Source organism: Pseudomonas sp. ACN8 (assembly GCF_002303925.1).
In the GTDB taxonomy this organism is placed as follows: Bacteria; Pseudomonadota; Gammaproteobacteria; order Pseudomonadales; family Pseudomonadaceae; genus Aquipseudomonas.
The window spans coordinates 19,471-40,691 of the sequence record NZ_MRCS01000029.1 but is presented as its reverse complement, the minus strand read 5'-3'; the positions used below and the strand labels follow the sequence as shown (position 1 = coordinate 40,691).

Annotated in this window: 23 protein-coding genes; 16 read left to right on the top strand and 7 right to left on the bottom strand. The window is 56.6% G+C overall.

What is annotated here, in order from left to right:
• Nucleotides 1–486: 486 nt before the first annotated feature.
• On the bottom strand, nucleotides 487–2,442 hold the full coding sequence (gene acs, locus BSF44_RS17385; protein ID WP_095944559.1) for an acetate--CoA ligase: 1,956 nt from the start codon (nucleotides 2,440–2,442) through the stop codon (nucleotides 487–489).
• Nucleotides 2,443–3,030: 588 nt separating this feature from the next.
• Here acs and BSF44_RS17370 point away from each other — a divergent pair.
• From BSF44_RS17370 to BSF44_RS17340, 7 genes are all read left to right on the top strand, one after another.
• Complete coding sequence (locus BSF44_RS17370; RefSeq protein ID WP_057713604.1) at nucleotides 3,031–3,294, top strand: DUF2790 domain-containing protein; 264 nt, start codon at nucleotides 3,031–3,033, stop codon at nucleotides 3,292–3,294.
• Nucleotides 3,295–3,483: 189 nt separating this feature from the next.
• Nucleotides 3,484–3,759 carry a hypothetical protein gene (locus tag BSF44_RS17365; RefSeq protein ID WP_095944558.1) on the top strand — a complete coding sequence of 92 codons (276 nt, stop codon included), beginning with the start codon at nucleotides 3,484–3,486 and terminating at the stop codon, nucleotides 3,757–3,759.
• A 526-nt stretch (nucleotides 3,760–4,285) separates the two neighbouring features.
• Entirely contained in the window at nucleotides 4,286–5,533 is a 1,248-nt protein-coding gene (locus BSF44_RS17360) for a ribonucleotide-diphosphate reductase subunit beta (RefSeq protein WP_007992761.1), read from the top strand.
• A 100-nt stretch (nucleotides 5,534–5,633) separates the two neighbouring features.
• On the top strand, nucleotides 5,634–6,701 hold the full coding sequence (locus tag BSF44_RS17355; RefSeq protein WP_095944584.1) for a ParA family protein: 1,068 nt from the start codon (nucleotides 5,634–5,636) through the stop codon (nucleotides 6,699–6,701).
• Nucleotides 6,701–7,369 (top strand): hypothetical protein, encoded by a 669-nt coding sequence (locus BSF44_RS17350; protein WP_095944557.1) that lies wholly within the window; start codon nucleotides 6,701–6,703, stop codon nucleotides 7,367–7,369. Before BSF44_RS17355 ends, BSF44_RS17350 begins: the two co-directional genes overlap by 1 nt.
• Before the next feature lie 393 nt (nucleotides 7,370–7,762).
• On the top strand, nucleotides 7,763–8,296 hold the full coding sequence (locus BSF44_RS17345; protein WP_095944556.1) for a Bro-N domain-containing protein: 534 nt from the start codon (nucleotides 7,763–7,765) through the stop codon (nucleotides 8,294–8,296).
• Nucleotides 8,297–8,412: 116 nt separating this feature from the next.
• Nucleotides 8,413–9,126 (top strand): HNH endonuclease, encoded by a 714-nt coding sequence (locus BSF44_RS17340; protein ID WP_095944555.1) that lies wholly within the window; start codon nucleotides 8,413–8,415, stop codon nucleotides 9,124–9,126.
• 209 nt (nucleotides 9,127–9,335) lie between these two features.
• Here the strand turns inward: BSF44_RS17340 and BSF44_RS17335 are convergent, their stop codons facing one another.
• A complete protein-coding gene (locus tag BSF44_RS17335) occupies nucleotides 9,336–11,126 on the bottom strand; it encodes a SulP family inorganic anion transporter (protein WP_095944554.1) in 1,791 nt (596 codons plus the stop codon).
• Nucleotides 11,127–11,401: 275 nt separating this feature from the next.
• On the opposite strand from BSF44_RS17335, the gene BSF44_RS17330 reads away from it, so the two are divergent.
• The gene (locus BSF44_RS17330) at nucleotides 11,402–12,367 is read left to right on the top strand and encodes a hypothetical protein (RefSeq protein WP_095944553.1); all 966 of its coding nucleotides are present in this window, start codon (nucleotides 11,402–11,404) and stop codon (nucleotides 12,365–12,367) included.
• A 19-nt stretch (nucleotides 12,368–12,386) separates the two neighbouring features.
• Here the strand turns inward: BSF44_RS17330 and BSF44_RS17325 are convergent, their stop codons facing one another.
• Both BSF44_RS17325 and BSF44_RS17320 read right to left on the bottom strand, forming a co-directional pair.
• Nucleotides 12,387–13,076 (bottom strand): hypothetical protein, encoded by a 690-nt coding sequence (locus tag BSF44_RS17325; RefSeq protein WP_095944552.1) that lies wholly within the window; start codon nucleotides 13,074–13,076, stop codon nucleotides 12,387–12,389.
• A 24-nt stretch (nucleotides 13,077–13,100) separates the two neighbouring features.
• Nucleotides 13,101–13,469 (bottom strand): hypothetical protein, encoded by a 369-nt coding sequence (locus BSF44_RS17320; protein WP_095944551.1) that lies wholly within the window; start codon nucleotides 13,467–13,469, stop codon nucleotides 13,101–13,103.
• 243 nt (nucleotides 13,470–13,712) lie between these two features.
• Here BSF44_RS17320 and BSF44_RS17315 point away from each other — a divergent pair, with 243 nt between their 5' ends.
• Genes BSF44_RS17315 through BSF44_RS17305 form a run of 3 tightly spaced genes read left to right on the top strand, consistent with a single transcriptional unit; the run spans nucleotide 13,713 to nucleotide 14,752 of the window.
• Nucleotides 13,713–14,030 (top strand): hypothetical protein, encoded by a 318-nt coding sequence (locus BSF44_RS17315; RefSeq protein WP_095944550.1) that lies wholly within the window; start codon nucleotides 13,713–13,715, stop codon nucleotides 14,028–14,030.
• A 46-nt stretch (nucleotides 14,031–14,076) separates the two neighbouring features.
• Nucleotides 14,077–14,439 carry a type II toxin-antitoxin system RelE/ParE family toxin gene (locus BSF44_RS17310; RefSeq protein WP_095944549.1) on the top strand — a complete coding sequence of 121 codons (363 nt, stop codon included), beginning with the start codon at nucleotides 14,077–14,079 and terminating at the stop codon, nucleotides 14,437–14,439.
• A complete protein-coding gene (locus BSF44_RS17305) occupies nucleotides 14,432–14,752 on the top strand; it encodes a helix-turn-helix domain-containing protein (protein WP_095944548.1) in 321 nt (106 codons plus the stop codon). The genes BSF44_RS17310 and BSF44_RS17305 overlap by 8 nt, the downstream gene beginning before the upstream one ends.
• Nucleotides 14,753–14,775: 23 nt before the next feature.
• Here the strand turns inward: BSF44_RS17305 and BSF44_RS17300 are convergent, their stop codons facing one another.
• Nucleotides 14,776–15,831, bottom strand: a complete 1,056-nt coding sequence (locus BSF44_RS17300; RefSeq protein WP_095944547.1) for an MBL fold metallo-hydrolase — start codon at nucleotides 15,829–15,831, stop codon at nucleotides 14,776–14,778.
• A 216-nt stretch (nucleotides 15,832–16,047) separates the two neighbouring features.
• Here BSF44_RS17300 and BSF44_RS17295 point away from each other — a divergent pair, with 216 nt between their 5' ends.
• Nucleotides 16,048–16,659 (top strand): TetR/AcrR family transcriptional regulator, encoded by a 612-nt coding sequence (locus BSF44_RS17295; protein WP_095944546.1) that lies wholly within the window; start codon nucleotides 16,048–16,050, stop codon nucleotides 16,657–16,659.
• A gap of 125 nt (nucleotides 16,660–16,784) precedes the next feature.
• Complete coding sequence (locus tag BSF44_RS17290; protein ID WP_095944545.1) at nucleotides 16,785–17,315, top strand: DUF1003 domain-containing protein; 531 nt, start codon at nucleotides 16,785–16,787, stop codon at nucleotides 17,313–17,315.
• Nucleotides 17,316–17,321: 6 nt separating this feature from the next.
• On the opposite strand, the gene BSF44_RS17285 is transcribed toward BSF44_RS17290, so the two are convergent.
• On the bottom strand, nucleotides 17,322–18,263 hold the full coding sequence (locus tag BSF44_RS17285; protein ID WP_095944583.1) for a LysR family transcriptional regulator: 942 nt from the start codon (nucleotides 18,261–18,263) through the stop codon (nucleotides 17,322–17,324).
• Nucleotides 18,264–18,278: 15 nt separating this feature from the next.
• Between BSF44_RS17285 and BSF44_RS17280 the strand changes: the two genes are divergently transcribed.
• Nucleotides 18,279–18,986: a CTP synthase gene (locus BSF44_RS17280; RefSeq protein WP_095944544.1), complete on the top strand. Its 708-nt coding sequence runs from the start codon at nucleotides 18,279–18,281 to the stop codon at nucleotides 18,984–18,986.
• On the top strand, nucleotides 18,983–19,306 hold the full coding sequence (locus BSF44_RS17275; RefSeq protein ID WP_095944543.1) for an antibiotic biosynthesis monooxygenase: 324 nt from the start codon (nucleotides 18,983–18,985) through the stop codon (nucleotides 19,304–19,306). Before BSF44_RS17280 ends, BSF44_RS17275 begins: the two co-directional genes overlap by 4 nt.
• A 145-nt stretch (nucleotides 19,307–19,451) precedes the next feature.
• On the opposite strand, the gene BSF44_RS17270 is transcribed toward BSF44_RS17275, so the two are convergent.
• Nucleotides 19,452–19,778: a DUF2025 family protein gene (locus BSF44_RS17270; RefSeq protein WP_095944542.1), complete on the bottom strand. Its 327-nt coding sequence runs from the start codon at nucleotides 19,776–19,778 to the stop codon at nucleotides 19,452–19,454.
• A 211-nt stretch (nucleotides 19,779–19,989) separates the two neighbouring features.
• Between BSF44_RS17270 and BSF44_RS17265 the strand changes: the two genes are divergently transcribed.
• The gene (locus tag BSF44_RS17265; RefSeq protein ID WP_095944541.1) at nucleotides 19,990–21,114 is read left to right on the top strand and encodes a glycerophosphodiester phosphodiesterase; all 1,125 of its coding nucleotides are present in this window, start codon (nucleotides 19,990–19,992) and stop codon (nucleotides 21,112–21,114) included.
• Nucleotides 21,115–21,221 lie beyond the last annotated feature (107 nt).

Genomic DNA, 21,221 nt, shown 5'->3' with positions numbered 1-21,221 from the left:
TAGCGCGTTGACAGCCCTGCAAAATCATGCAAGAGCAAAAGACATTGAACCGATCTATATTGCAAATTGCGGGCCTATTATTGGCAAACCCTTCTAATCCGGCAAGCGCAGTGTAGTGGCTTATTTTTTAGAGGCGCATTTCAGGCCCGGATTTACCCCCCGGCGTTTCCCAATGCCCCGTATTGGCGCGATGCGGTTACACATTCAGTAACCTGAAAGAATGTAGGTAACAGTAGGAATTGTCCTGCGGCTGAAGCCGATATTTATTGGCCCGCGTTTAATTGCTGTCTGACAGACCGCCATCGCTAGCAGGCTAGCTCCCACAATGGTTTTGTGTCGTGCCCATAACTTTCATCCCCCCCCCAACTCCCCTGTGGGAGCTAGCCTGCTAGCAATGAGGCCAGCCCAGCCAACACCCCCCCAGGCACAAAAAAGCCCCGCCAGGCTCAACACCTGACGGGGCTTTCAGTGACTCAGAGCTGCCGCTTACGCGACATTCATCGTCTTGTGCGTATCAATCAAATGCTGCACCACACTCGGATCAGCCAGGGTGGAGATATCACCCAACCCATCATATTCAGCCGTCGCAATCTTGCGCAGAATCCGGCGCATGATCTTGCCCGAGCGAGTCTTCGGCAGCCCCGGCGCCCACTGGATGACATCCGGCGAAGCAATCGGGCCGATCTCCTTGCGCACCCAGTTTTTCAGTTCCAGGCGCAACTGCTCGTTCGGCTCTTCGCCGTTTTTAAGGGTGACATAGACATAGATGCCCTGCCCCTTGATGTCGTGCGGCACACCGACCACAGCGGCTTCGGCGACTTTCGGGTGAGCGACCATCGCGCTTTCGATCTCGGCGGTGCCCATGCGGTGGCCGGACACGTTGAGCACGTCGTCTACGCGACCGGTGATCCAGTAGTAACCATCGGCATCACGACGCGCACCGTCACCGGTGAAGTACATGCCACGGAAGGTCTTGAAGTAGGTATCAACGAAGCGGTCATGATCGCCAAACAGCGTACGCGCCTGGCCCGGCCACGAATCGAGAATCACCAGGTTGCCCTCGGCCTCGCCTTCGACGATGTTGCCCAGGTTGTCCACCAGTGCCGGCACCACGCCGAAGAACGGACGCGCCGCAGAACCAGGCTTGAGCGCATGAGCACCCGGTAGCGGGCTCATCATGTTGCCGCCGGTTTCGGTCTGCCACCAGGTGTCGACGATCGGGCAACGGGACTTGCCGACATTCTTGTAGTACCAGTCCCAGGCTTCCGGGTTGATCGGCTCGCCCACCGAACCCAACAGGCGCAGGCTGCTGCCATCCGCGCCTTCAACAGCGGCGGTGCCCGAGGCCATCATGGCGCGGATCGCAGTCGGTGCGGTGTAGAGAATGTTGACCTTGTGCTTGTCGACGATCTTCGCCACCCGGGTGATGTCCGGGTAGTTCGGCACGCCTTCGAACAGCAGCGTGGTCGCGCCGTTGGCCAGCGGGCCGTAGACGATATAGCTGTGGCCGGTGACCCAACCGACGTCGGCGGTGCACCAGTAGATCTCGCCCGGGCGGTAGTCGAACACACGCTCGTGGGTCATTGCGGCGTACAACAGATAGCCGCCGGTGGTGTGCTGCACGCCCTTCGGCTTGCCGGTGGAGCCGGAGGTGTAAAGGATGAACAGCGCTTCTTCAGCACCCATTTCTTTCGGCGCGCACACGGTGCCCGCCACTTTCATCAGGTCCTCGAACCAGATGTCGCGATGCTGGTTCCACTTGATGTCGCCACCGGTGCGCTGGCACACGATGACTTTCTGGATGCTGCTGGTTTCCGGGTTGGTCAGTGCGTCGTCGACGTTGGCCTTGAGCGGGATTTTCTTGCCGGCACGAATGCCTTCGTCGGCGGTGATCACCACTTTGGATTTGCAGTCGATGATGCGACCGGCCAGGGCTTCCGGCGAGAACCCGCCGAACACCACCGAGTGAATCGCGCCGATCCGGGTACAGGCCAGCATGGCGACCACGGCTTCGGGGATCATCGGCATATAGATGGTCACCACGTCGCCGCGGTGCACGTCCTGACCACGCAGGGCGTTGGCGAACTTGCACACTTGCTCGTGCAGCTCGCGGTAAGTGATGTGGCGGCTTTCGGCAGGGTCATCACCCTCCCAGATAATCGCGACCTGATCGCCGCGCTCGGCCAGATGACGGTCGAGGCAGTTGTAGGAAACGTTCAGGGTGCCGTCGGCGAACCATTTGATGTCGACGTGGTGATCGTCGAAGGAAGTCTGCTTCACCGTGGTAAAAGGCTTGATCCAGTCGAGGCGCTTGGCTTGCTCGCGCCAGAAGCCGTCGGGGTTGACGACCGACTGCTGGTACATCGCCTTGTAGGTCGCCTCGTCGGTCAGCGTGTTAGCCAGAACCTCGGGACGAACGGGATACAGGGAAGCCGCACTCATCTTTCTTACCTCGGTGGAATAGTTGTTTTTGTATGACCACGTTTTAGCCGGGCCGGGGCTATAGAACCATTCGACGATGGTAGTAACAAGCCCCTACAAATTGTCGTGAAAAACCGTCAAACCCACTACCACCGCTGTACCTGTGGGAGCGAGCCTGCTCGCGATGGTCGCCAACGATAACGCGCCCAACCTGACACCCCGCAGTGCTCTCCGGCTCATCGCGAGCAAGCTCGCTTCCACAACCACCGCGGCACCTGTAGGAGCGAGCTCGCTCGCGATGGTCGTCAACGATAACGCGCCCAATCTGACACCCCGCGGCGCTCTCTGGCTCATCGCGAGCAAGCTCGCGCCTGCAAAAGAAGCGGCTATTCAGGGATTGTTACAGGATCTGTCAAAAGTGTTTATCAAAACCACGGCTATATGGACGAGGCGCGCCCACCTAAAATCAGCCACGCCAACAAGGCAACCTGATTAACCCAGTTGCAGCCCCCACGAAGGCAGTTAATCAAACACCCTGGTACTGAAGCTCCACACGCAATCCCAAAAAGATTGCGTGCCCCCTTTCGACCTCTAAAAGGTAAATTTCAAATGAAAGCTTTATTGGTTCTGGCTCTCAGCAGTCTGTGCGCAACCGCCATGGCAAACGAGGTCCCAACTGATGTCGCGCAGCAACAACCAGCAATAGAGGAATACACCTACTCCACCCATCTGGACATCGCCAAAGTGATCTCCATGAGCGAAGCGCCGAATGTGTGTGAAGTTGTGCCGATGAAAATGGAATACGAAGACTCCCACGGCCAACGGCACATCCTGCGCTACAGCATGATGGGCAATGGCTGCTCCAACGGCTGATCTCCTGCTTCACCCCTCCCCCGAAAGGTTCGACCCACCCGCCGCGATTAGGTAGATGAAACGCCGAACCTTAACGATCGATTAAATCGATTATTTTAAGCATTTATTTGCGCTTTTTAATCGAATTCATCGGCGTAGTATTCATTTCAACCCAAGACAAACAACGCTTACAAAACTGGAGCAACAACCATGAAAACCCAACTGATCCTCGCCCTGACCCTCTCCGTACTGGCTGCCAACACCTTCGCCGCCGATGGTTACGACCGCACCGGCTCGGCTGCTTACACCACTGAAGCCGCTGTCGCTTCCGACGGCTCTGACCACACTGGCGCCGCCCGTCTCGCCGCCGATGGTGCCGATCACATTGGCGCAGGCAAACTCGCCTCCGACGGCGCTGACCACACCGGTGCCGCCCGCCTTGCCGCCGATGGTGCAGACCACGTCGGTGCCGCTCGCCTGAGCTGATCCACCAGCGTGACTTCACAGCCCGACTTCGGTCGGGCTTAGTTGTGTCTGGAGCCTGAGAAAACCCCACCGAAACACAAGATGTAGTGAAAAAAGCCTTTTTTGGTTATTTCTTGAACAAAAATAATCCGGGGCAAAAAATCAGGAAAAAAAATCTTCCCCCGCCAACGCCCTTCAAAGCCCTGTAAACCCTCACTCCAACCGAAAAACGGCCCCCGTCGACCGATCCGTGAGCCATTTCGCCGCACCACAGCACGCAAAACTTCCCTATAATGCGGCCTTAAACGGGCCTGCAATATTCCCTTACAGGGACGAAAAGCCAGTCTGAAGCCCCGCACATGCGATCAACGCTTGCTGCGCCCATCAGTGGCTCTCGGAACCCCGTACAAAATTCTGTTTGATGCCTGCGTATAGCTGCCGCAAAAAACGATTCCTTTAGATCCAACGCGGCCAGTAAGGCCGTGTGAAAAACCGACCATCCAATTTCACACGGGCACACTGGCCCTCACGCAGGAGACGACACGTCATGCTGAGCTGGGACGAATTCGACAAAGAAGACACGGAAGTAGCAGTCAAGAGCGCCAACGCTGGCCACGCCACCGAAGCCAACATGGACCGTCTCGACAGCGCCGGCGGTGCCGCCGCCCTGGAAGCCCGTGCCGTGACCGCTTCTGACTCCGCCGCCGTTGCCCGCGCCAAAGCGGCCCTGGATTCCCTCGACGTCGCCGAAGGCCTCGCCGAACTCGAAGGCGCCTCCGCCCGTGTCGCCGTTGACGAAAAGCGCATGATCAACTGCCGCGCCGACCTCAACCAACTCGTACCCTTCAAGTACGACTGGGCCTGGCAGAAGTACCTGGACGGCTGCGCAAACCACTGGATGCCGCAAGAAGTCAACATGACCGCCGACATCGCCCTCTGGAAAAACCCGGAAGGCCTGACCGACGACGAGCGCCGCATCGTGATGCGCAACCTCGGCTTCTTCTCCACCGCCGACTCCCTGGTTGCCAACAACCTGGTCCTGGCCGTGTACCGCCTGATCACCAACCCGGAATGCCGCCAGTACATCCTGCGCCAGGCCTTCGAAGAGGCGATCCACACCCACGCCTACCAGTACTGCATCGAATCGCTGGCCATGGATGAAGGCGAAATCTTCAACATGTACCACGAGATCCCGTCGGTCGCGAAAAAAGCCACCTGGGGCCTGAAATACACCCGTTCGATCTCCGATCCGAAGTTCGAAACCGGCACCGTCGAAACCGACAAAGAACTGCTGCGCAACCTGATCGCCTACTACTGCGTTCTGGAAGGCATCTTCTTCTACTGCGGCTTCACCCAGATCCTCTCCATGGGCCGCCGCAACAAAATGACCGGCGTCGCCGAGCAGTTCCAATACATCCTGCGCGACGAATCCATGCACCTGAACTTCGGCATCGACGTGATCAACCAGATCAAAATCGAAAACCCGCATTTGTGGGATGCCGAGATGAAGGAAGAAGCTTCGCAGATGATTCTGCAGGGCACTCAGCTGGAGATCGAATACGCGCGTGACACCATGCCTCGTGGGGTATTGGGCATGAACGCGGCGATGATGGAGGACTACCTCAAGTTCATTGCTAACCGTCGCCTGTCGCAGATTGGTCTTAAAGAAGAGTATCCAGGGACGACTAACCCGTTCCCTTGGATGAGCGAGATTATGGACTTGAAGAAAGAGAAGAATTTCTTTGAGACTCGGGTTATTGAGTATCAGACTGGTGGGGCTTTGAGCTGGGATTGATGATAGCGTAGCGCCATGATATAAAAGTGTTCCTTACTTGGATGTCAGGGACGCTTCCTAAAAAAGCCCTGCCATGCAGGGCTTTTTTATGGAGTTCAATATGACAAAAATTATCACGCTTTATAACCATAAAGGTGGGGTTTCTAAAACCACCACCACGTTCAACCTGGCTCATTATCTAGCAGCCACAGGGAAAAAAGTTTTAGCTATTGACGCAGATCCACAGTGCAACTTGACGGAGTTAATGCTTGCACCACTCCTTGCCGAACTCGATGAAAAAGAACGTCAAACAGGTGTAGAGCAAAAGCTCGGTGGAATAAGCCTTCTTGAAATATTAATACCCAGACTAGAAGGTGAAATCGCACAAATCGACCTAGAAAGTGTTAAGACGATCAATATTAAAGAAAATCTCGAACTGCTTCGCGGGGATGTTGCGTTAAGCAGCATTGAAGATGCGCTAGCCGAAGCACACGTCCAACGCTTCTCAAATAAAACACACGAAAAAAGAACCTATGTTGCGTTAGGAGATTTATTAGATAGGTACGGCGCAGAAAACAATATCGACTATATACTTATCGACGTAGGCCCAAGCTCCGGCGCTCTCACTAGATCGTGTTTCTTAACCTGTGATGGCTTTTTTGTACCTACATCTCCTGACCGTTTCAATGTACAAGCAATTGGCACCTTGACGTCAATTATCGAAAGATGGATTGATGAGCACCAACAAATTTACGAGAACTTCAAGGCTCTCGACTTACCTGTAAAACAAGGCCGACCGCAATTTCTTGGCATAATTCTGCAGAATTTTAAAATTTTCGGTGGCCAGCCAAAACCAAGCTACCGTATGTGGATGGAGCGTATTCCGACGAAAGCAGAAAGCACGCTGTTCCCCATGCTAAGAAAATTCAATACCGACACTTCAGACCTCACATCCGGTTTGGCTGGAGATAACGTTGTCGTAACGCGGATTCGAGACTTTCAGAGTCTTGCCCCACTAATGCAAGAACACGGAAAACCAATATTCAGCATTACACAAGATGATACCCGCGTCATGGACCAAGCTGGACGACCATGGAGTGGCCCTGTATGGGAGAGTGCACAAGAACGTATGAAAAATTATGAAGAGCGCATTCAAGAAATTGTCCAGCATCTTGAGTTGCTAGCGTAATGGCAAATTTACTTACCAACTATTTTGTTGCCTTTATTGATCTGCTGGGCTTCAGCAGCATGGTAAGCCATGACTGTGAAAGCCCAGAAACAGCCCAAAAGTATATTGACAAACTAAAATCAACACATAAAAAAACAAAAGAATTGCAGAATGGGATTGAGGGTCTTCAGCTAACTCAATTTTCGGATTCAATTGTTTTAGCGCTTCCTTACAAAAAAGAATCGTTCAATGAATTCTCCACACTAGTATCAAATTACCAGTACGAACTTCTACAAAATGGAATACTTTGCAGAGGTGGAATCTCCTATGGAATGCACCACTACGAAGACGATTTTCTATTCAGTAGCGGACTCATTCATGCATACAACATCGAAAAAGACATCTCAATAAACCCTCGGATTGTCGTATCAAAAGACTTAGTTGACCTGCTCTATCCCAACCTCAATGAAGTTCCAAAAGAAACGCTCATCAGAGAAAGTGACGGGGCATTTTTTATAAACTACCTCAACAATCGAAACCCTCAAGAATCTTGGGAATTCATCAACAACATTATTCCACACAACCTTGCTGACTCGCCCTCGATTCGAGGAAAGCAAATTTGGTTAATTAATTACTACAACCACACTTTCCCAGATCACGTATCTCGGGCAGTAGAGACTTTCGCCTGAGGAACAAAAAGCGCATACGAAATCCGTCGAATTTAGGCGGTCTGTTCTTCCGCCTTGACCGTCCGTACTTTCGCGCATAACCTCTTCACTCCGGCGCCTAAGAAACGCCTCAAGTAGCGGCCTGACCGCTCCCGAAAGATGCGGCTTTTTTGTGCCTATGGATTTCTCGTGGGCGTGAAAAAACCTCTGCCATGTCGGGAGTGGGCTAATACAAGACCCGAAAGGGAAATATGTCCGGCCTTCTACTTGGGGTTTCTTAACTCCCGGCGCCTTAGCCCTAAGAAAGCTATCAAGTAGAGGTAATGGATATGCCTAAGAGTTTTCCCTTCTTATTGAAGGAAATCACCTACAGATTCGCTGCTGAAAATATGCTTCCGGCTCAGGAGGCTGACCATGCTTGAGCCATACATCCCCACAGTCTTTACCCGCCATAACCTCTCTCTCCATGCCCTCCTCCTTGAAAACCAACCATGGTTCTGTTCCCGCGATATCGGCCGTTTGATGGGTTTCCATCTAAGTGAACGTATGGTCAACAAGCTAGACAAAGACCAGTACCGCACGCTGTGGATTGAGTATTACCGGCAACCGGAAAAGCAGTTGATGCTCAGCGAGTCCGGTGTGTACGCGCTGTTGGTGTATCACTACGCGCCTGGAAATCGATTGCTGCGTGAGTGGGTCACTCATCAAGTGGTGCCGGCCTTACGTGATGCGGAGCAGCCGGGTAATTCGGATCGGCCGATGCTGAGTTTGTTGAATTGGCCAGAAATGTCGCTGAGCCTGCTGCATTGGCAGGATGAAGGTTGGATTCGGCTGCGGGACATGCCCTACCTTTTGCTCGATCACACGCAACGGCGGATGCCGGTGGTTAAACCTTGGTGGCGTAAGGTTGCGCGGGTGTTTCAGTCGTCGAAGCATTCGATGGGTTAGGTGACCTGCTTGTAGGACAGCTTGCGAGATCCTTCTTTTATTTGTGTAGGAATTTTCGTAGACAGTCGTAGTGGCCACTCAGTATCGTCCGAGGGTATTTAACCCTCGGCGATTGTATGGATACGGAAAAGAGCAACGGCGATTGGAGTGAGGTAGAGATTCAGGCTGCGGTCGATGCCTATCTCAGCATGCTTTCTCGCGAGCAGAACGGTCAGGCGGTCAACAAGGCTCATGAAAATCGCGTCCTGCGCGAGGGTGCTTTGGCTGGTCGGACCAAAGGTTCAGTTGAGTTTCGGATGCAGAACATTTCTACCGTGTTGGTTGAACTCGGGCGTGATCGCATTGAGGGCTACAAACCCGCCAAAAATGTCGGCGCCAATGTTGCGAAGAGCATTCGTGAAGCACTCAATGCTCCAGTCCCTTTGACTCCCGAGGACTTCGCCCCGACAGCGGACGAGGCGATGCTGGAGCAACGAGCTGCAAAGCTTGAGCGACAACCGATTAAAGTCGAGCCAAAGGGGATTGAGAAACCAGAGCAAACTCAGTCCAGCGGAAAGTCGTATGTTCGTGATCCGGAAGTGAGAGCGTGGGTTCGCCAGCAGGCTAAAGGTAAATGCGAAGGCTGTGGCGAGCCTGCTCCGTTTGAAAAGTCCGGCAGTCCGTTTCTTGAGGTTCACCACGTTAAGCATTTGGCACAGGAAGGCTCAGACCGTCCGAGCAATGCTGTAGCGCTGTGCCCGAACTGTCATCGGCGTTGTCACCATTCGAGTGATCGGGATGAGTTCACAGCGTTGCTTTATGAAAAGGTTGGACGATTGATTCCTGAATAGTCGGTCAAGCTGGATTTTGTGGCGAGGGAGCTTGTCGGATCGCCGCACCGTCCCGCTCGGCTGCGGAGCAGTCGCCCAGCAAGTTACGTGCTCCGTCTGATTGATCGCGTTTGCTGAGTTGGGGCCGCTTCGCAGCCCAGCGGGAGCAAGCTCCCTCGCCACAGTAAGGTGTTTGTCTGCCAAATCGGTGCAAGGGCTGCCAGCCAGGCTCAACGCCCCACCTCCCCTCCTTCATCCCCCTCCACATAATCCACCCGATAATTCGCCACATAACTATCCACCGCCGTCCCAATCGTAGGAAAAAACGCCGTCTCCCCCAGCCGTGCAAACAACCCAAACCGCTTCAGTTTGTCCTTCACCGGGTCCTTCATCTCGGCAATGCACAACTCGATACCCGCCGCATGCAACGTGTCGCCCAGTTCGGCCAACATGTCGGCAGACGTCACGTCGACACTGGTGACCGGCTCTGCGGCGACCACCAGTCTGCGCACGGGTGTGGGCGATGCAGCCACGGCGTCCAGCGCTCGGTCGCTGAACAGTTCGGCGTTGGCGAAGAACAAGGGCGCATCCCAGCGAAACAGGACCAGGCCGGGGATCAGGCGCGCGTCGGGGTAGCGTTTGATGTCGTGGTAGCCCTTGACCCCGTCGGCGCGGCCCAATACCGCGGAGTACGGGCGCCAGCCGTCCCAGAGGAACTCGATGACGGCAATCACGATGGCCAGGCCGATGCCCTCGATCGCGCCGAACACGGCCACGCCGACCGTACAGACAATCGACAGCCCGCACTCCCAGCGCTGGATGCGATAGATCCGGCGCAGGTCGGCGATCTCGATCAGGCCAATGGCCGAGGCGATCACGACGGCCGCCAGGGCGCTGGACGGTAGATGTTGCAGCAGGTCCGGCGCCACCACCAGCAGCAAGGCCACCGCCAGTGCGCCGACGACGCCGGTCATTTGGGTTTTGGCTCCGGCGGCTTCGGCCACGGGTGTGCGTGACGAGCTGCTGCTGATCGGGAAGCCCTGGAAGAAACCGGCTGCGAGATTGGCGATGCCGAGGCCCAGCATTTCCTGGTTCGGGTTGACGTAGGTTCGGGTCCGCGCCGCGTAGACACGGGAGAGCACGCTGGTGTCGGCGAACGAGACCAGTGCCACGGCGCACCCGCCGATCACCACCGGGACGATGTCGGCGCGGGTGATCCAGGGGATGGCGAAACCGGGCAAGCCTTGGGGGAGCGAACCGAGGACCGACACGCCGGCGCGTGTCGCCAGGTCGAGTACGCCCACGGCGACTGTCGCGCCTGCCACGGCGATCAGGATGCCCGGCAGTCGCGGCCATCGTTTGAGCAGCAGGATCGCCGCCAGGGTGAGCCCGCCCACCGTGAAGGTGGTCCAGTTGACCTTTCCTTCCATCACCGCTGAGGCGATGGCCCCTATGTTTCTCAATGGGCCGTCGGGTTCAATCGAAAAACCGAACAGCTTGGGCAACTGGCTGATTAATACGGTCAGTGCGATGCCGTTCATGTAGCCGTAGCGGATCGGTTTGGACAGCAGCTCGGTGATAAAACCCAGACGCGCGATACCGGCCAGGATGCACACCGCTCCCGAGACGATCGCCATCATCCCCGCCAGGGCGACGGCACGCTGCGGGTCGCCGCCGGAGAGTGGAATGATGACAGCAAGGATGACGGTCACCAGGGAGGAATCCGGGCCCATCACCAGAATTCGGCTGGGGCCGAACAAGGCATAGGCCAGCAGCGGAACGATGGTCGCGTAGAGGCCATAGATGCCGGGCACGCCCGAGGCCACCGCATAGGCGATACCGACGGGTACCAGCATCGTGGTCAGCACCAGGCCGGCCACGATGTCGTTGCGCAACCATGCCGGTTGGTATTCGCGCAGCATGCCCAGCCCCGGTAGCCAGCGGCGCCAACCGGTCTGTTCATCGCGGCGGGCTATGCGGCCCGGTTCCGGGAGAGGGGGCGAAGCGTCTGAATGGCTCATGAACCGCCCTCGTTGATGTAATGCTGTTCATTTAAAAACTGTAGGAACGAGCTTGCTCCGGGCGGCGATCCGACGATGGACTCAAGAGCGCTGCGTTTAACCTGTAAACACGCGTAATCGTTAACGACCATCGCGAGCAGGCCCGCTCCTACAGTGGAGCACTCCCTCGTTGATGGGCTGTGCAGGCTCGGCGATATCGAGGTGATCTGAGTGTAGCTATTGCTTCGAATGCGCCATCACTGGAAGCTGGTCACCTAAAGGACTTGGAACCCGACATGAAATTCGACCTCGCCTACTGCCTCAGCCTCAACGACAAGTTGTCGATCTACGACGTTCGGGATCTGAATTTCGACGAGACGATGGATTTCGACTCCGCCAGGGAACACTTCCAGTGCCCCAACGATGCCTGTCGCCTGGCGTTCGATGCAGCCAATGAGTTGGGCACGTTCAACGCCAAGAATGTGAATTACGTGCGCACGCCGCACTTCAAGAACTTGCCGAGTACACGGCATGTCGAGGGCTGCCCTTATGTCAGCGTGAAGACGCCGGCGTCGGGCGCGGATGAGGCGGAAACGGATGACAGTCGCGAGGAACATTTCCCGTCGGAATTGTTACTGACCCGGCGGGAGTATGTGCGTAAGTCGTCCAGCCCGGTGGTGATTGCCGATGTGGTTCGGGATGAGCCATTGGCGCCCAAGGCGGCTAGTCATGTTGAGCAACCGAGCAGGGAGTCGGCCCCGGACAAGACCAGCGTCTTCGCCCATCCGGTGGAGTGTTTCGTGTCGAACTTCGACGACAAGGATTTGCTCAAGCGCGTGCCGCTGAAAATTGGCGAGCACACCGCGCCTTACGGGTCGTTTTTCAAGAAGATCGAGTATCTGCAAGACAACAAGGGGCTGATTTACTGGGGCAAGGTCAAGGAGATCAAGGACTACACCCAGAGCTTTCGCATCGACTTCGAGAAAAAGGTCTGGTTCGAGAAGAAGCCTTACTCGGTCAATGTCTACCTGAGCAAGAAACTCATCGACAGCTACCGCAAGCGCAAGGCTTTCCTGGAGGAGATCAAGCACGCCATCGAGAGTGGTCGGGAGTTGTACTGCTTTTTTTATGGGGTGACGCCCGAGTTGAAGCAGGTGCCGAGCAAGAAAAAACCCGAGCAGACGTTCGGGGTGTTCAGTGCCAACATCGAGAATCTGGATCACTTTATCGTGCGGGAAGCGCCGGGGTTGGCGGGCAAGTAATACGAAACGCAGCGTTGGTTCATTGTGCGTCGAGTTGCCTTTGCAATGCCCAGATCTCCCGTTTCACCTCCATGCGTCGATCCAGTGCAGTCAGGATGCCTGTTGCGTCTAGGCCGCAGTATCGACGTAACCAGTGAGCCATCATTTCCGAATCCGGGTAGAAATAGTCTTTATGGCCTTTGCTATTTCTTGGGTAGTCATTCATTTCGCCGTCGAAGCGCTCTGCCGAAAACTCGTCAGGCGGTAAAGAGCCCCGCTCAGCGGCTACATCCTGAAAAATCCAGGCGATTTCATCGATGTGTTTTTGCGCGCTGCGATGGCTGCGCCGGTACAGAGTGAACTGGCCGCAGCTTTCTTGAAAACGTTCCATCATCGGCTCGTCATCGACCCACTGAAGGATGTCGAACTGCCCTGCATGGCGTATCAGACCGCTAATCCAGCGATCAGCAAAACGTCGAACAAACCCCTCGACGTCGGCCTTTTTTGCATCGGCGAAGATCATGCAGTAACGAGTCGGGATGTGGATGGCGAACAGCACATGTTTGCGTTGAACAGTGACGGCGTGGACCAGCCACTGTTCGGCGGACTCATCAGGCTCATCGTCTTCAATGACGGGTGATGGTGGACTTTCCACCCTCGTGATTTTTTTGCCCTTGTGCACACGACTGAAGAATTTACTGGCCGCTTCGGTGCAATTGAAAATCAGCATCCCTGGTTCTCTGGTAAAGGTTGGTCAGTCCTGCGGGACGATCTCATCGACCCATTCAAGTTCGTAGGGCTGGCGAACAACCTCGGCAATGTATCTCAGCGCACCTTCGCTGAGAACCGATAACTCTGCCTCGGTCAGCAAGTCATGCATGACCATCAGCCACAAGCCCCGGAGCGCACTTGAACGGGATTGGCTGTTGTAGTCAAACGCCTGGGCCATGTCCTTGTTTCGATCATGGATCATGCCGTAAAGCATCCCGTAGCGAGCATGAGCCGACAACGCATCATGTTGCGCAATCGCCTTGGCATCGGCAAGAACACCTAGGCAGAAACGGTCGAGCGCAATCTTGCGCAGCTCCTTGAACTTCTTCCAGTCGCTTTCGAGGATCGGCATGAGATTCTCCTGCGTGAAAACCTGAACAGTGTGAAGCGCTATTCTTGCGAAAAAAACCGCCTTTACCAACCCCGGAATCGAGTGGTGATTCGCTGGCGACTTCGACAGTTTCCCCTCGCACCGAGACAGTTACCGTTCGTCTGGCTGAAAAGAAAAATTAAAAAATGAATTTGATCCGGGCCCAAAACAACTGTACAAAAACACAGTATATTTTGACCAACACTCTCGAGCCCGGAGAACACCATGGCCTCTCAAGCGATGAAAATCACCCTGGAACGTATCGCCCTCTTCCAATTCACCCCGGCCCACTGCGCCCAGGCCCGAGCGATGCTGGGCTGGAGTGTGCAAGAGCTGTCGCGGGAATCCCGGGTTTCGGCGGAGGCCATTCAACGCTTCGAGGCGCGACAGGAGGTGCTGGATGTCACGCGCCTGGCTCTGGCCTATCGGTTCGAGTCGGAGGGGTTGGTGTTCTTCCCGGGGTTTGCGCCGGGTCGAGGGATGAATGTGAGAGGGTCGACGCCGAATCCGGTTGGGCGGGCGGATTTTGCGATGGTGGAGTGAGCCAACTCATCGATTGACGATTATCCCCATTTAGGTATATTTTCACATGAGTACAAGGAAGCCACTCCTGTGGGTTAGCAGCAGCAAAAAAGATCTCAAGCAGATGCCCGCAGATGTACAGGACGTTTTTGGCCACGCGCTTGATCTGGCCCAAAGCAACAAGAAGCACCTAGATGCAAAACCACTAAAAGGCTTTGGTGGTGCCGGAGTCCTTGAGTTGATTGAGGACTTCGATACGAACACCTATCGCGCCGTTTATACCGTTCGTTTTGGCAATGCTGTCTATGTTCTGCACTGTTTTCAGAAAAAGTCGACCACGGGAATCAAAACCGCGCAGTGCGACATCGATTTGATCAGGAAGAGACTTCAAGCGGCGCAGGAACACGCAAAAGGATCAGGACATGATTGAAATCGAAGAAAGCAGTGGCAACGTCTACGAAGACCTCGGGACACCGAACGCCAATGAAATGCGAGTCAAATCCCAATTGGCCGCAAAAATAGGCGAAATCATCAAGGCTCGCCATTTGACCCAGGTTCAGGCGTCCGAAATTTTAGGTCTGTCACAGCCCAAGCTTTCCGAAATGTTGCGCGGAAAGTTTCGTGGGATAAGTGAGGCCAAGATGATGGATTGCCTGTTACTTCTCGGGCGTGATGTGCAAATCGTGGTCAAGTCGGCCCCGCGCTCACGCAAAGAAGGCCGAATTGACGTGGTTTTTAGCTGAGCTCTACAACTCAGCTAATTGCTCTACGCGTTCTGCACCACCCGCTCACACTCCCCTTCCACCGCCAGCCACCACGCCCCACCACGCTGCGGATGCATCAAGTTGAACGCCTCGCCCATCTGCGGTGTGGTGATCGATACATTGCGTTCCCAGGCCAGGGCCAGGATGCGGTCGAAGGGTTCGTACCAGGCGTGCATCGACAGGTCGAAGGTGCCGTTGTGGATCGGCAGTAGCCAACGGCCCTTGAGGTCGAGGTGGGCTTGCAGGGTTTGTTCGGGTTGCATGTGCACGTGCGGCCAGTCGACGTTGTAGGCACCGGTTTCCATCAGGGTCAGGTCGAATGGGCCGTACTGTTCGCCGATGCGTTTGAAGCCGTCGAAGTAGCCGCTGTCGCCGCTGAAGAAGAGGCGTGTGTCGCCATCGATCATCACCCACGAGGCCCAGAGGGTGCTGTTGCTGTCGAACAGGCCACGGCCGGAAAAGTGTTGCGACGGGGTGGCGATGAACTGGATGCCATCGACTTCCGTGCCTTGCCACCAATCCAATTGGCGGACTTTGCTGGCGTCGATACCCCATTTGATCAGGGTGTCGCCTACGCCCAGTGGGGTCAGGAAATGTTTGGTCTTGTCCGCAAGCTTGAGCACGGCCTGATGATCCAGGTGGTCGTAGTGGTCGTGGGACAGGATCACCGCTTCAATCGGTGGCAATTCTTCCAGGCTGATCGGTGGCTGGTGAAAACGCTTGGGTCCGGCCCATTGCACGGGCGAGGCACGCTCGGCGAAGACCGGGTCGGTGATCCAGAACTTGTCGCGCAGCTTGAGCAGCACCGTGGAGTGGCCCAGGCGATAGACACTGTGGTTCGGCGCTGCGATCAGCGCGGCTTGAGTCAGGGCTTGCACCGGGACGGGCGCACTCGGGCGGGTGTTTTGCGGCTTGTGGAACAGCACGCTCCACAGGATGCCCATGGTTTTGCCAAAGCTTAAACGTTGAACCGGCGTGAAGTTTTGATACTGCCCTTGAGCCTGTCGGGATGCTTCAGGTGTGGAGGCGTTGTCCACCGGGGAGTTTGAATTGGCCATGACTGAATGACTCCAGAAAAACCGCGCATCACGCGACTTTCCGTTTTGGGACGATAAATGGCCAAAGCACGCACGCATCAGCCGGACTTTCTATTTTTGCTGGGCAGGGTTAACAGAACATTACACTGCACAGTGTAGTTTCTAGGTTGCATCAAAGTCGATGACAAGTAAACTGCTGAGTGTAATTCCACCCTTCTCCCCTGCCGAAGCGTATTTATGACAGCTCCTCAGCGCCTCACCGACCGAAAACGCCAAGCGATCATTCAAGCCGCGATCAACGAATTCCGTGAAAACGGTTTCGAGATCACCAGCATGGACAAGATTGCTGCCACTGCCGGTGTGTCGAAGCGCACGGTGTACAACCACTTTCCCAGCAAGGAAGAGTTGTTCGCCGAGATCCTCAATCAGTTATGGATCCGGGTGACGGCAGAACAGGAAGCGACCTACAGCCCCGACCTGCCGTTGCGCGAGCAATTGCGCGGGTTGCTGATGGCCAAGCTGCAAATGTTGGGCGATGACAATTTTCTCGACCTGGCGCGGGTGGCGATAGCGGCGACGATTCATTCCCCGGAGCGGGCGCAGGATATGGTGGCGCGAATGGGCGAACGCGAAGAAGGGCTGACAGTATGGATTCGGGCCGCTCAAACGGATGGCCGATTGAAGGCCGTGGCTCCCGAATTCGCCGCCCAACAGATCCATGGCCTGCTCAAGTCTTTTGCATTCTGGCCACAGATTTCCATGGGGCAACCCAGCTTGTCAGCCGAAGAACAACACCAGGTGGCCGAGTCCGCGCTGGACATGTTTCTGGCCTGCTATCAGTTGCAATAAATGACAAGGTCGACAGCAGTGTCGAAGGATCGATGGCTCTGATTTGAACGGCGCGATGTGTTTCAGAATGAAACTGGCGCTGAGGCTATAGTGAGCTTCAGTCCCAGCGCCAGACAGAGAGCATCATGACCACCCGCCACGAAACCACCGCCCACGTCGATCACCTGCGTTTCCATCGTCCCCATGCCCACCTCGCGCCAACATTCGGCAATGACAAGTTTGCCTTGCGCGCCGAAGCCTTTGCGCGGTTCTTCGGCACACCGACTTTTCTCGGTGCACAAACGCTGATCGTGGTGATCTGGGTGTGCCTCAACCTGTCGGGGTTCACCCACTTCGATGCGTACCCGTTCATCCTGCTCAACCTGGCTTTCAGCCTGCAATCGGCCTATGCCGCGCCATTGATTCTGTTGGCCCAGACGCGTCAGGCAGCCCGGGACAAAGCCCAATCCGATGCCGATGCGCAGCACCGCGAAGCGCTGGCGACCGCCAACAGTGAGCGGCAGGCGGAAGCTGCGAAAAACACTGCGCAATTGATGGAGCTGCTTGAGCAGAACACCCGTCTCACGGAGATGACCAAGCCCCTCACCGAGCGCATCGAAAACCTGACCATGGAAATGCACCAACACCTGGTGCGCAAGGATGAGCCTAAGGCCTAAAGGTTTTCACGGCAGTTTCAGCGCCCGCCCCAACTCATCGAACAAGGTGACCACCGAGCGCAAGGCGCGGCAGTCGGGACGAGTCAGCAGCCACAGCGCGGTGTCGAATCCGTGCAGCGGTTCGCTCAGCGGCTGCAATCCGTCGCCGATCAAAAAGTCCGGCAACGCCGCCACGCCCAACCCCGCCCTGACCAGTTCGGTCACCGACAACATGCTGTTGCAGCGATAGCCCAGCGTTACCCCCGGCAAGGCCTGGCGACGCCAGGTAACGGTCGGGTGATCCGGCAGGAAGTCATCCGGGGCGATCCAGGTCAATGCGGCCAGGTCAGTGCTATTGACCGACTGCAGGTATCGCTCGCTGGCACACACGCGGTATGAAATCTCCGCCAGCCGCCGTCCCACCAGATGCTCCGGTGGCGTGCGAGTCAGGCGCAGGGCGATATCGGCATCCCGACGGCTGAGGTTGGCAAAATCATTGGACGTGCTGAGTTCAAGGGTCAGCGCCGGATAATTCGGCATGAACTGCGCCAGCGCCGGCAACAGCAAACCTTGCAGGACTGAATCGGTACAGGTCAGGCGCACGATGCCGCTGATCACGTCACCGCCCTGCTCCACACCGATGCGCGCCGCCTCCAAAGCCTGCTCAGCGCGCTCAGCCTGTTCCGCCAGGGACTGCGCCAGGGTGGTGGGCAGGTAACCGGCGCGGCTTTTTTCGAACAGTTGCTGGCCCAGGGCAGCCTCCAGCCGGCGCACCGCTCGAAACACCGTCGAGACATCCACCTTGAGCAGTTGCGCGGCCCGGGACAGAGAGCCGCCGCGCACCAGCGCGAGGATCAGGGCCAGGTCCGGGTAGTCGAGCCGATAGTGCGTCGCTGCATTGATCACTTGGGAAAACGCCAATATTGAGTGCGTGAACGCCAATTTATAGTGGGCACCGGCAATCAACAAGTGCAGAGGCCCCACATGGAAACCCGCCCGATTCGCATCGCCCTGATCGGCGACCACGACCCGCAAGTCACCGCCCACCAGGCCATTCCCATCGCCCTCGAAATGACCGCTGAACACTCTGGCCTGAACCTGCAATGGCAATGGCTGGCCACCGATGAAATCCACGCCGATGCACCGCTGCATACATTCGATGGCTTCTGGTGCGTACCGGCAAGCCCTTACCGGAGCACGGACGGTGCATTAAAAGCGATTCGTTTTGCCCGCGAACAACGGCGACCTTTCCTCGGCACCTGCGGTGGTTTTCAACACGCGGTGCTGGAATATGCGCGCAACGTGCTGGGCTGGTCGGATGCCGAACATGGCGAGACAAATCCCGGTGCGGCACGAGCACTGCTGACGCCGCTGTCGTGCGCGCTGGTGGAAGCGGTCGATACCATTCATTTACGTGAAGGCTCGTTGATTGCCCAGGCGTACGAAAGCGCCGAGATTCGTGAAGGCTATCGCTGTCGTTATGGTGTGAATCCGCAGTTCGAAGGGGAGTTGCTCAAGCGCGAACTTCACGCCGTCGGCCACGATTCTGAACACGGAGTACGGGCGGTCGAGCTCAGCGGTCATCCGTTCTTTGTCGCGACCTTGTTCCAGCCCGAGCGGGCGGCGCTCAAGGGCGTCTTGCCGCCGCTGGTTGGCGCCTTTGTCGAAGCCTGTGCGGGGCGCTCGGCATGATCGCCGATACGCCAACTGCGCCCTATTACGCGGTGATTTTTACCTCACTGCGCACCGAGGGTGACCAGGGTTACGCCGAGGCGGCTGCACGAATGCTGGAACTGGCCCGTGAACAGCCGGGGTTTCTCGGTGTGGAGTCGGCGCGGGGCGAGGATGGGTTGGGAATAACCGTGTCGTACTGGGCCAGTGAAGCGGCGATTCTGGCGTGGAAACATCATCCTGAGCACAGTGCGATTCGCGAGCGTGGGCGCTCGACCTGGTATGGGCGGTGTCACACGCGGGTGTGTCGGGTTGAGCGGGCCTACGGGTTTAACCAGTGAGTGATGTAGTGTTTTTCAGATCGCCATCGCGAGCAGGCTCGCTCCCACATTTTGATCCCGGTCGGTCACAACATTTGTGCACGACAAAGATCCACTGTAGGAGTGAGCCTGCTCGCGATGGGGCCAGAACGGTCAGTACAAAAACTCAACCCTTAACCAGACAACGAACCGCCGAAATCTCCGGCACTTCCCGCCGGTTCATGTACACCCGCAACGGCTCGGTGATGTTGATCCGGTCATCGATGTTCTGGTCCAGCAGCAACTGAATCAATTCGCGCTTGAGCGTCATGGTCTGCTCGGGGCCCTCGGCCCAGACGAATTCGCTGGTCGGGATGATGCCGTCGTCCGCCACGTCCATGCCAAACGAGTCTTCGCTGAAACGCACGATGTAGTGGCCGGTCTTGCGGTTGAGGCCGACAAAACCTTTGAGTTGGTCGGCAGCCTGGCAGATGAGCTGGGAAGTGATGCGCATGGTAAACCCCGCAATGGTGATCGTTGGTTTGCACGCAGGGCCCGCGTTTCCCTCTGCCGGGGAAATTGCAGCGCCCCAGCGTACTGCAAACGAGCGCACAAAAGCGCTGACGAAAATCAGCTTTAGACAGCTTTTTGTCGGTCTGGCGATAGCGTCTGCAAAGATGACTTGTTAAAAGGGACCGCCCACTCATTGCGAAAGGATCTCGAGCATGTCCGCAACCTTTACCAAAAGCGCCCTGTTACTGAGCCTGTTGCTCGGCCTCGGCCACGCACAGGCCGCCAGCGAACCAGCACCCTCGGCACTGGCGACCCGCCTGGGCATTCCGCATCCAGCGGTAATCGCCCACCGGGGCGCGTCGTTCGATGCGCCGGAATCCACCGCCGCCGCCTATAAGACTGCCCGCGACCTGGGCGCCGACTACCTGGAACTGGATCTGCAGCGCAGTAAGGATGGCGTGCTGTTTGCCCTGCACGACAACAATCTGCAACGCACCACCGACGTCGCCAGCAAATTCCCCGAGCGCAAGGACAGCCCCGCCAATGCGTTCACCATGGCCGAACTGAAAACCCTGGACGCGGGCAGCTGGTTCAATGCCGCGTACCCGGATCGCGCACGTCCAGCCTTCGCGGGTCTGAAGATTTTGACCCTTGATGAAATCATCGACATCGCCGAGGGCAACAGCCTGCACAAGCCCGGCCTGTACATCGAGACCAAGGAGCCCAAGCAGTTCCCCGGCATCGAACACGACCTCAAGGAAAAACTTCAGGACCGTGGCTGGCTGAGCCCGACCGGTTCGAAACTGGCGAAAAGCGAGTTGGCGGTCGGCCAGGGCAAAGGCAAGGTGGTCCTGCAGACCTTCGAGAGGAGCAGCCTCGAACTGCTGCAAAAGGAGATGCCGAAGGTGCCGAAGATCCTGCTGCTGTGGGTCGGTGAAGGCAGTATCGAGCCCCAGTCCAAAGTGACATTCGCCGAGTCCGGCGAAAAGGATAAAGCCGCTTACTACGCCAAACAGCAACCGAAGGACAAGGCCGAGTTCCAGAATTGGGTCGACTACGCCAAGGCCCAGGGCGCCATCGGCACCGGCCCGTCCGCCGCACTGACCCAGGGTGGCGACCAGAGCTACTCGGATCTGGTGCAACCCTGGATGAACCAGTACACCCACGACCAGGGCCTGTTGGTGCACGTCTACACCATCGACGATGCGGTGGACTACCGGAAAGTCATGGACGCCGGTGTCGACGGCATCTTCACCAATCGCGCCAGTGAGTTGTTGAAGTTCTATAAACGCCCGGCGGCGAGTGTCGATCAGGTGTTGAAGAACAACGGCTATTGAGCCACCGAGGTGCCTGCATCGCGAGCAGGCTCGCTCCTACAGGGATTGATGCAGGACATGTCGAGGGATTTAAGGGTGGATTAAGTTACACAGGCTAACCTGATCTC

Coding starts and splice junctions, on each gene's coding strand:
- BSF44_RS17320 (WP_095944551.1), bottom strand. CDS start 13,469: ATGCCGATCCTCGAAAGCGACTGGAAGAAGTTCAAGGAGCTGCGCAAG.
- BSF44_RS17280 (WP_095944544.1), top strand. CDS start 18,279: ATGGAAACCCGCCCGATTCGCATCGCCCTGATCGGCGACCACGACCCG.
- BSF44_RS17265 (WP_095944541.1), top strand. CDS start 19,990: ATGTCCGCAACCTTTACCAAAAGCGCCCTGTTACTGAGCCTGTTGCTC.
- BSF44_RS17350 (WP_095944557.1), top strand. CDS start 6,701: ATGGCAAATTTACTTACCAACTATTTTGTTGCCTTTATTGATCTGCTG.
- BSF44_RS17275 (WP_095944543.1), top strand. CDS start 18,983: ATGATCGCCGATACGCCAACTGCGCCCTATTACGCGGTGATTTTTACC.
- BSF44_RS17325 (WP_095944552.1), bottom strand. CDS start 13,076: ATGCTGATTTTCAATTGCACCGAAGCGGCCAGTAAATTCTTCAGTCGT.
- BSF44_RS17370 (WP_057713604.1), top strand. CDS start 3,031: ATGAAAGCTTTATTGGTTCTGGCTCTCAGCAGTCTGTGCGCAACCGCC.
- BSF44_RS17300 (WP_095944547.1), bottom strand. CDS start 15,831: ATGGCCAATTCAAACTCCCCGGTGGACAACGCCTCCACACCTGAAGCA.
- BSF44_RS17340 (WP_095944555.1), top strand. CDS start 8,413: ATGGATACGGAAAAGAGCAACGGCGATTGGAGTGAGGTAGAGATTCAG.
- BSF44_RS17310 (WP_095944549.1), top strand. CDS start 14,077: ATGAGTACAAGGAAGCCACTCCTGTGGGTTAGCAGCAGCAAAAAAGAT.
- BSF44_RS17345 (WP_095944556.1), top strand. CDS start 7,763: ATGCTTGAGCCATACATCCCCACAGTCTTTACCCGCCATAACCTCTCT.
- acs (WP_095944559.1), bottom strand. CDS start 2,442: ATGAGTGCGGCTTCCCTGTATCCCGTTCGTCCCGAGGTTCTGGCTAAC.
- BSF44_RS17290 (WP_095944545.1), top strand. CDS start 16,785: ATGACCACCCGCCACGAAACCACCGCCCACGTCGATCACCTGCGTTTC.
- BSF44_RS17360 (WP_007992761.1), top strand. CDS start 4,286: ATGCTGAGCTGGGACGAATTCGACAAAGAAGACACGGAAGTAGCAGTC.
- BSF44_RS17365 (WP_095944558.1), top strand. CDS start 3,484: ATGAAAACCCAACTGATCCTCGCCCTGACCCTCTCCGTACTGGCTGCC.
- BSF44_RS17270 (WP_095944542.1), bottom strand. CDS start 19,778: ATGCGCATCACTTCCCAGCTCATCTGCCAGGCTGCCGACCAACTCAAA.
- BSF44_RS17295 (WP_095944546.1), top strand. CDS start 16,048: ATGACAGCTCCTCAGCGCCTCACCGACCGAAAACGCCAAGCGATCATT.
- BSF44_RS17355 (WP_095944584.1), top strand. CDS start 5,634: ATGACAAAAATTATCACGCTTTATAACCATAAAGGTGGGGTTTCTAAA.
- BSF44_RS17305 (WP_095944548.1), top strand. CDS start 14,432: ATGATTGAAATCGAAGAAAGCAGTGGCAACGTCTACGAAGACCTCGGG.
- BSF44_RS17315 (WP_095944550.1), top strand. CDS start 13,713: ATGGCCTCTCAAGCGATGAAAATCACCCTGGAACGTATCGCCCTCTTC.
- BSF44_RS17330 (WP_095944553.1), top strand. CDS start 11,402: ATGAAATTCGACCTCGCCTACTGCCTCAGCCTCAACGACAAGTTGTCG.
- BSF44_RS17335 (WP_095944554.1), bottom strand. CDS start 11,126: ATGAGCCATTCAGACGCTTCGCCCCCTCTCCCGGAACCGGGCCGCATA.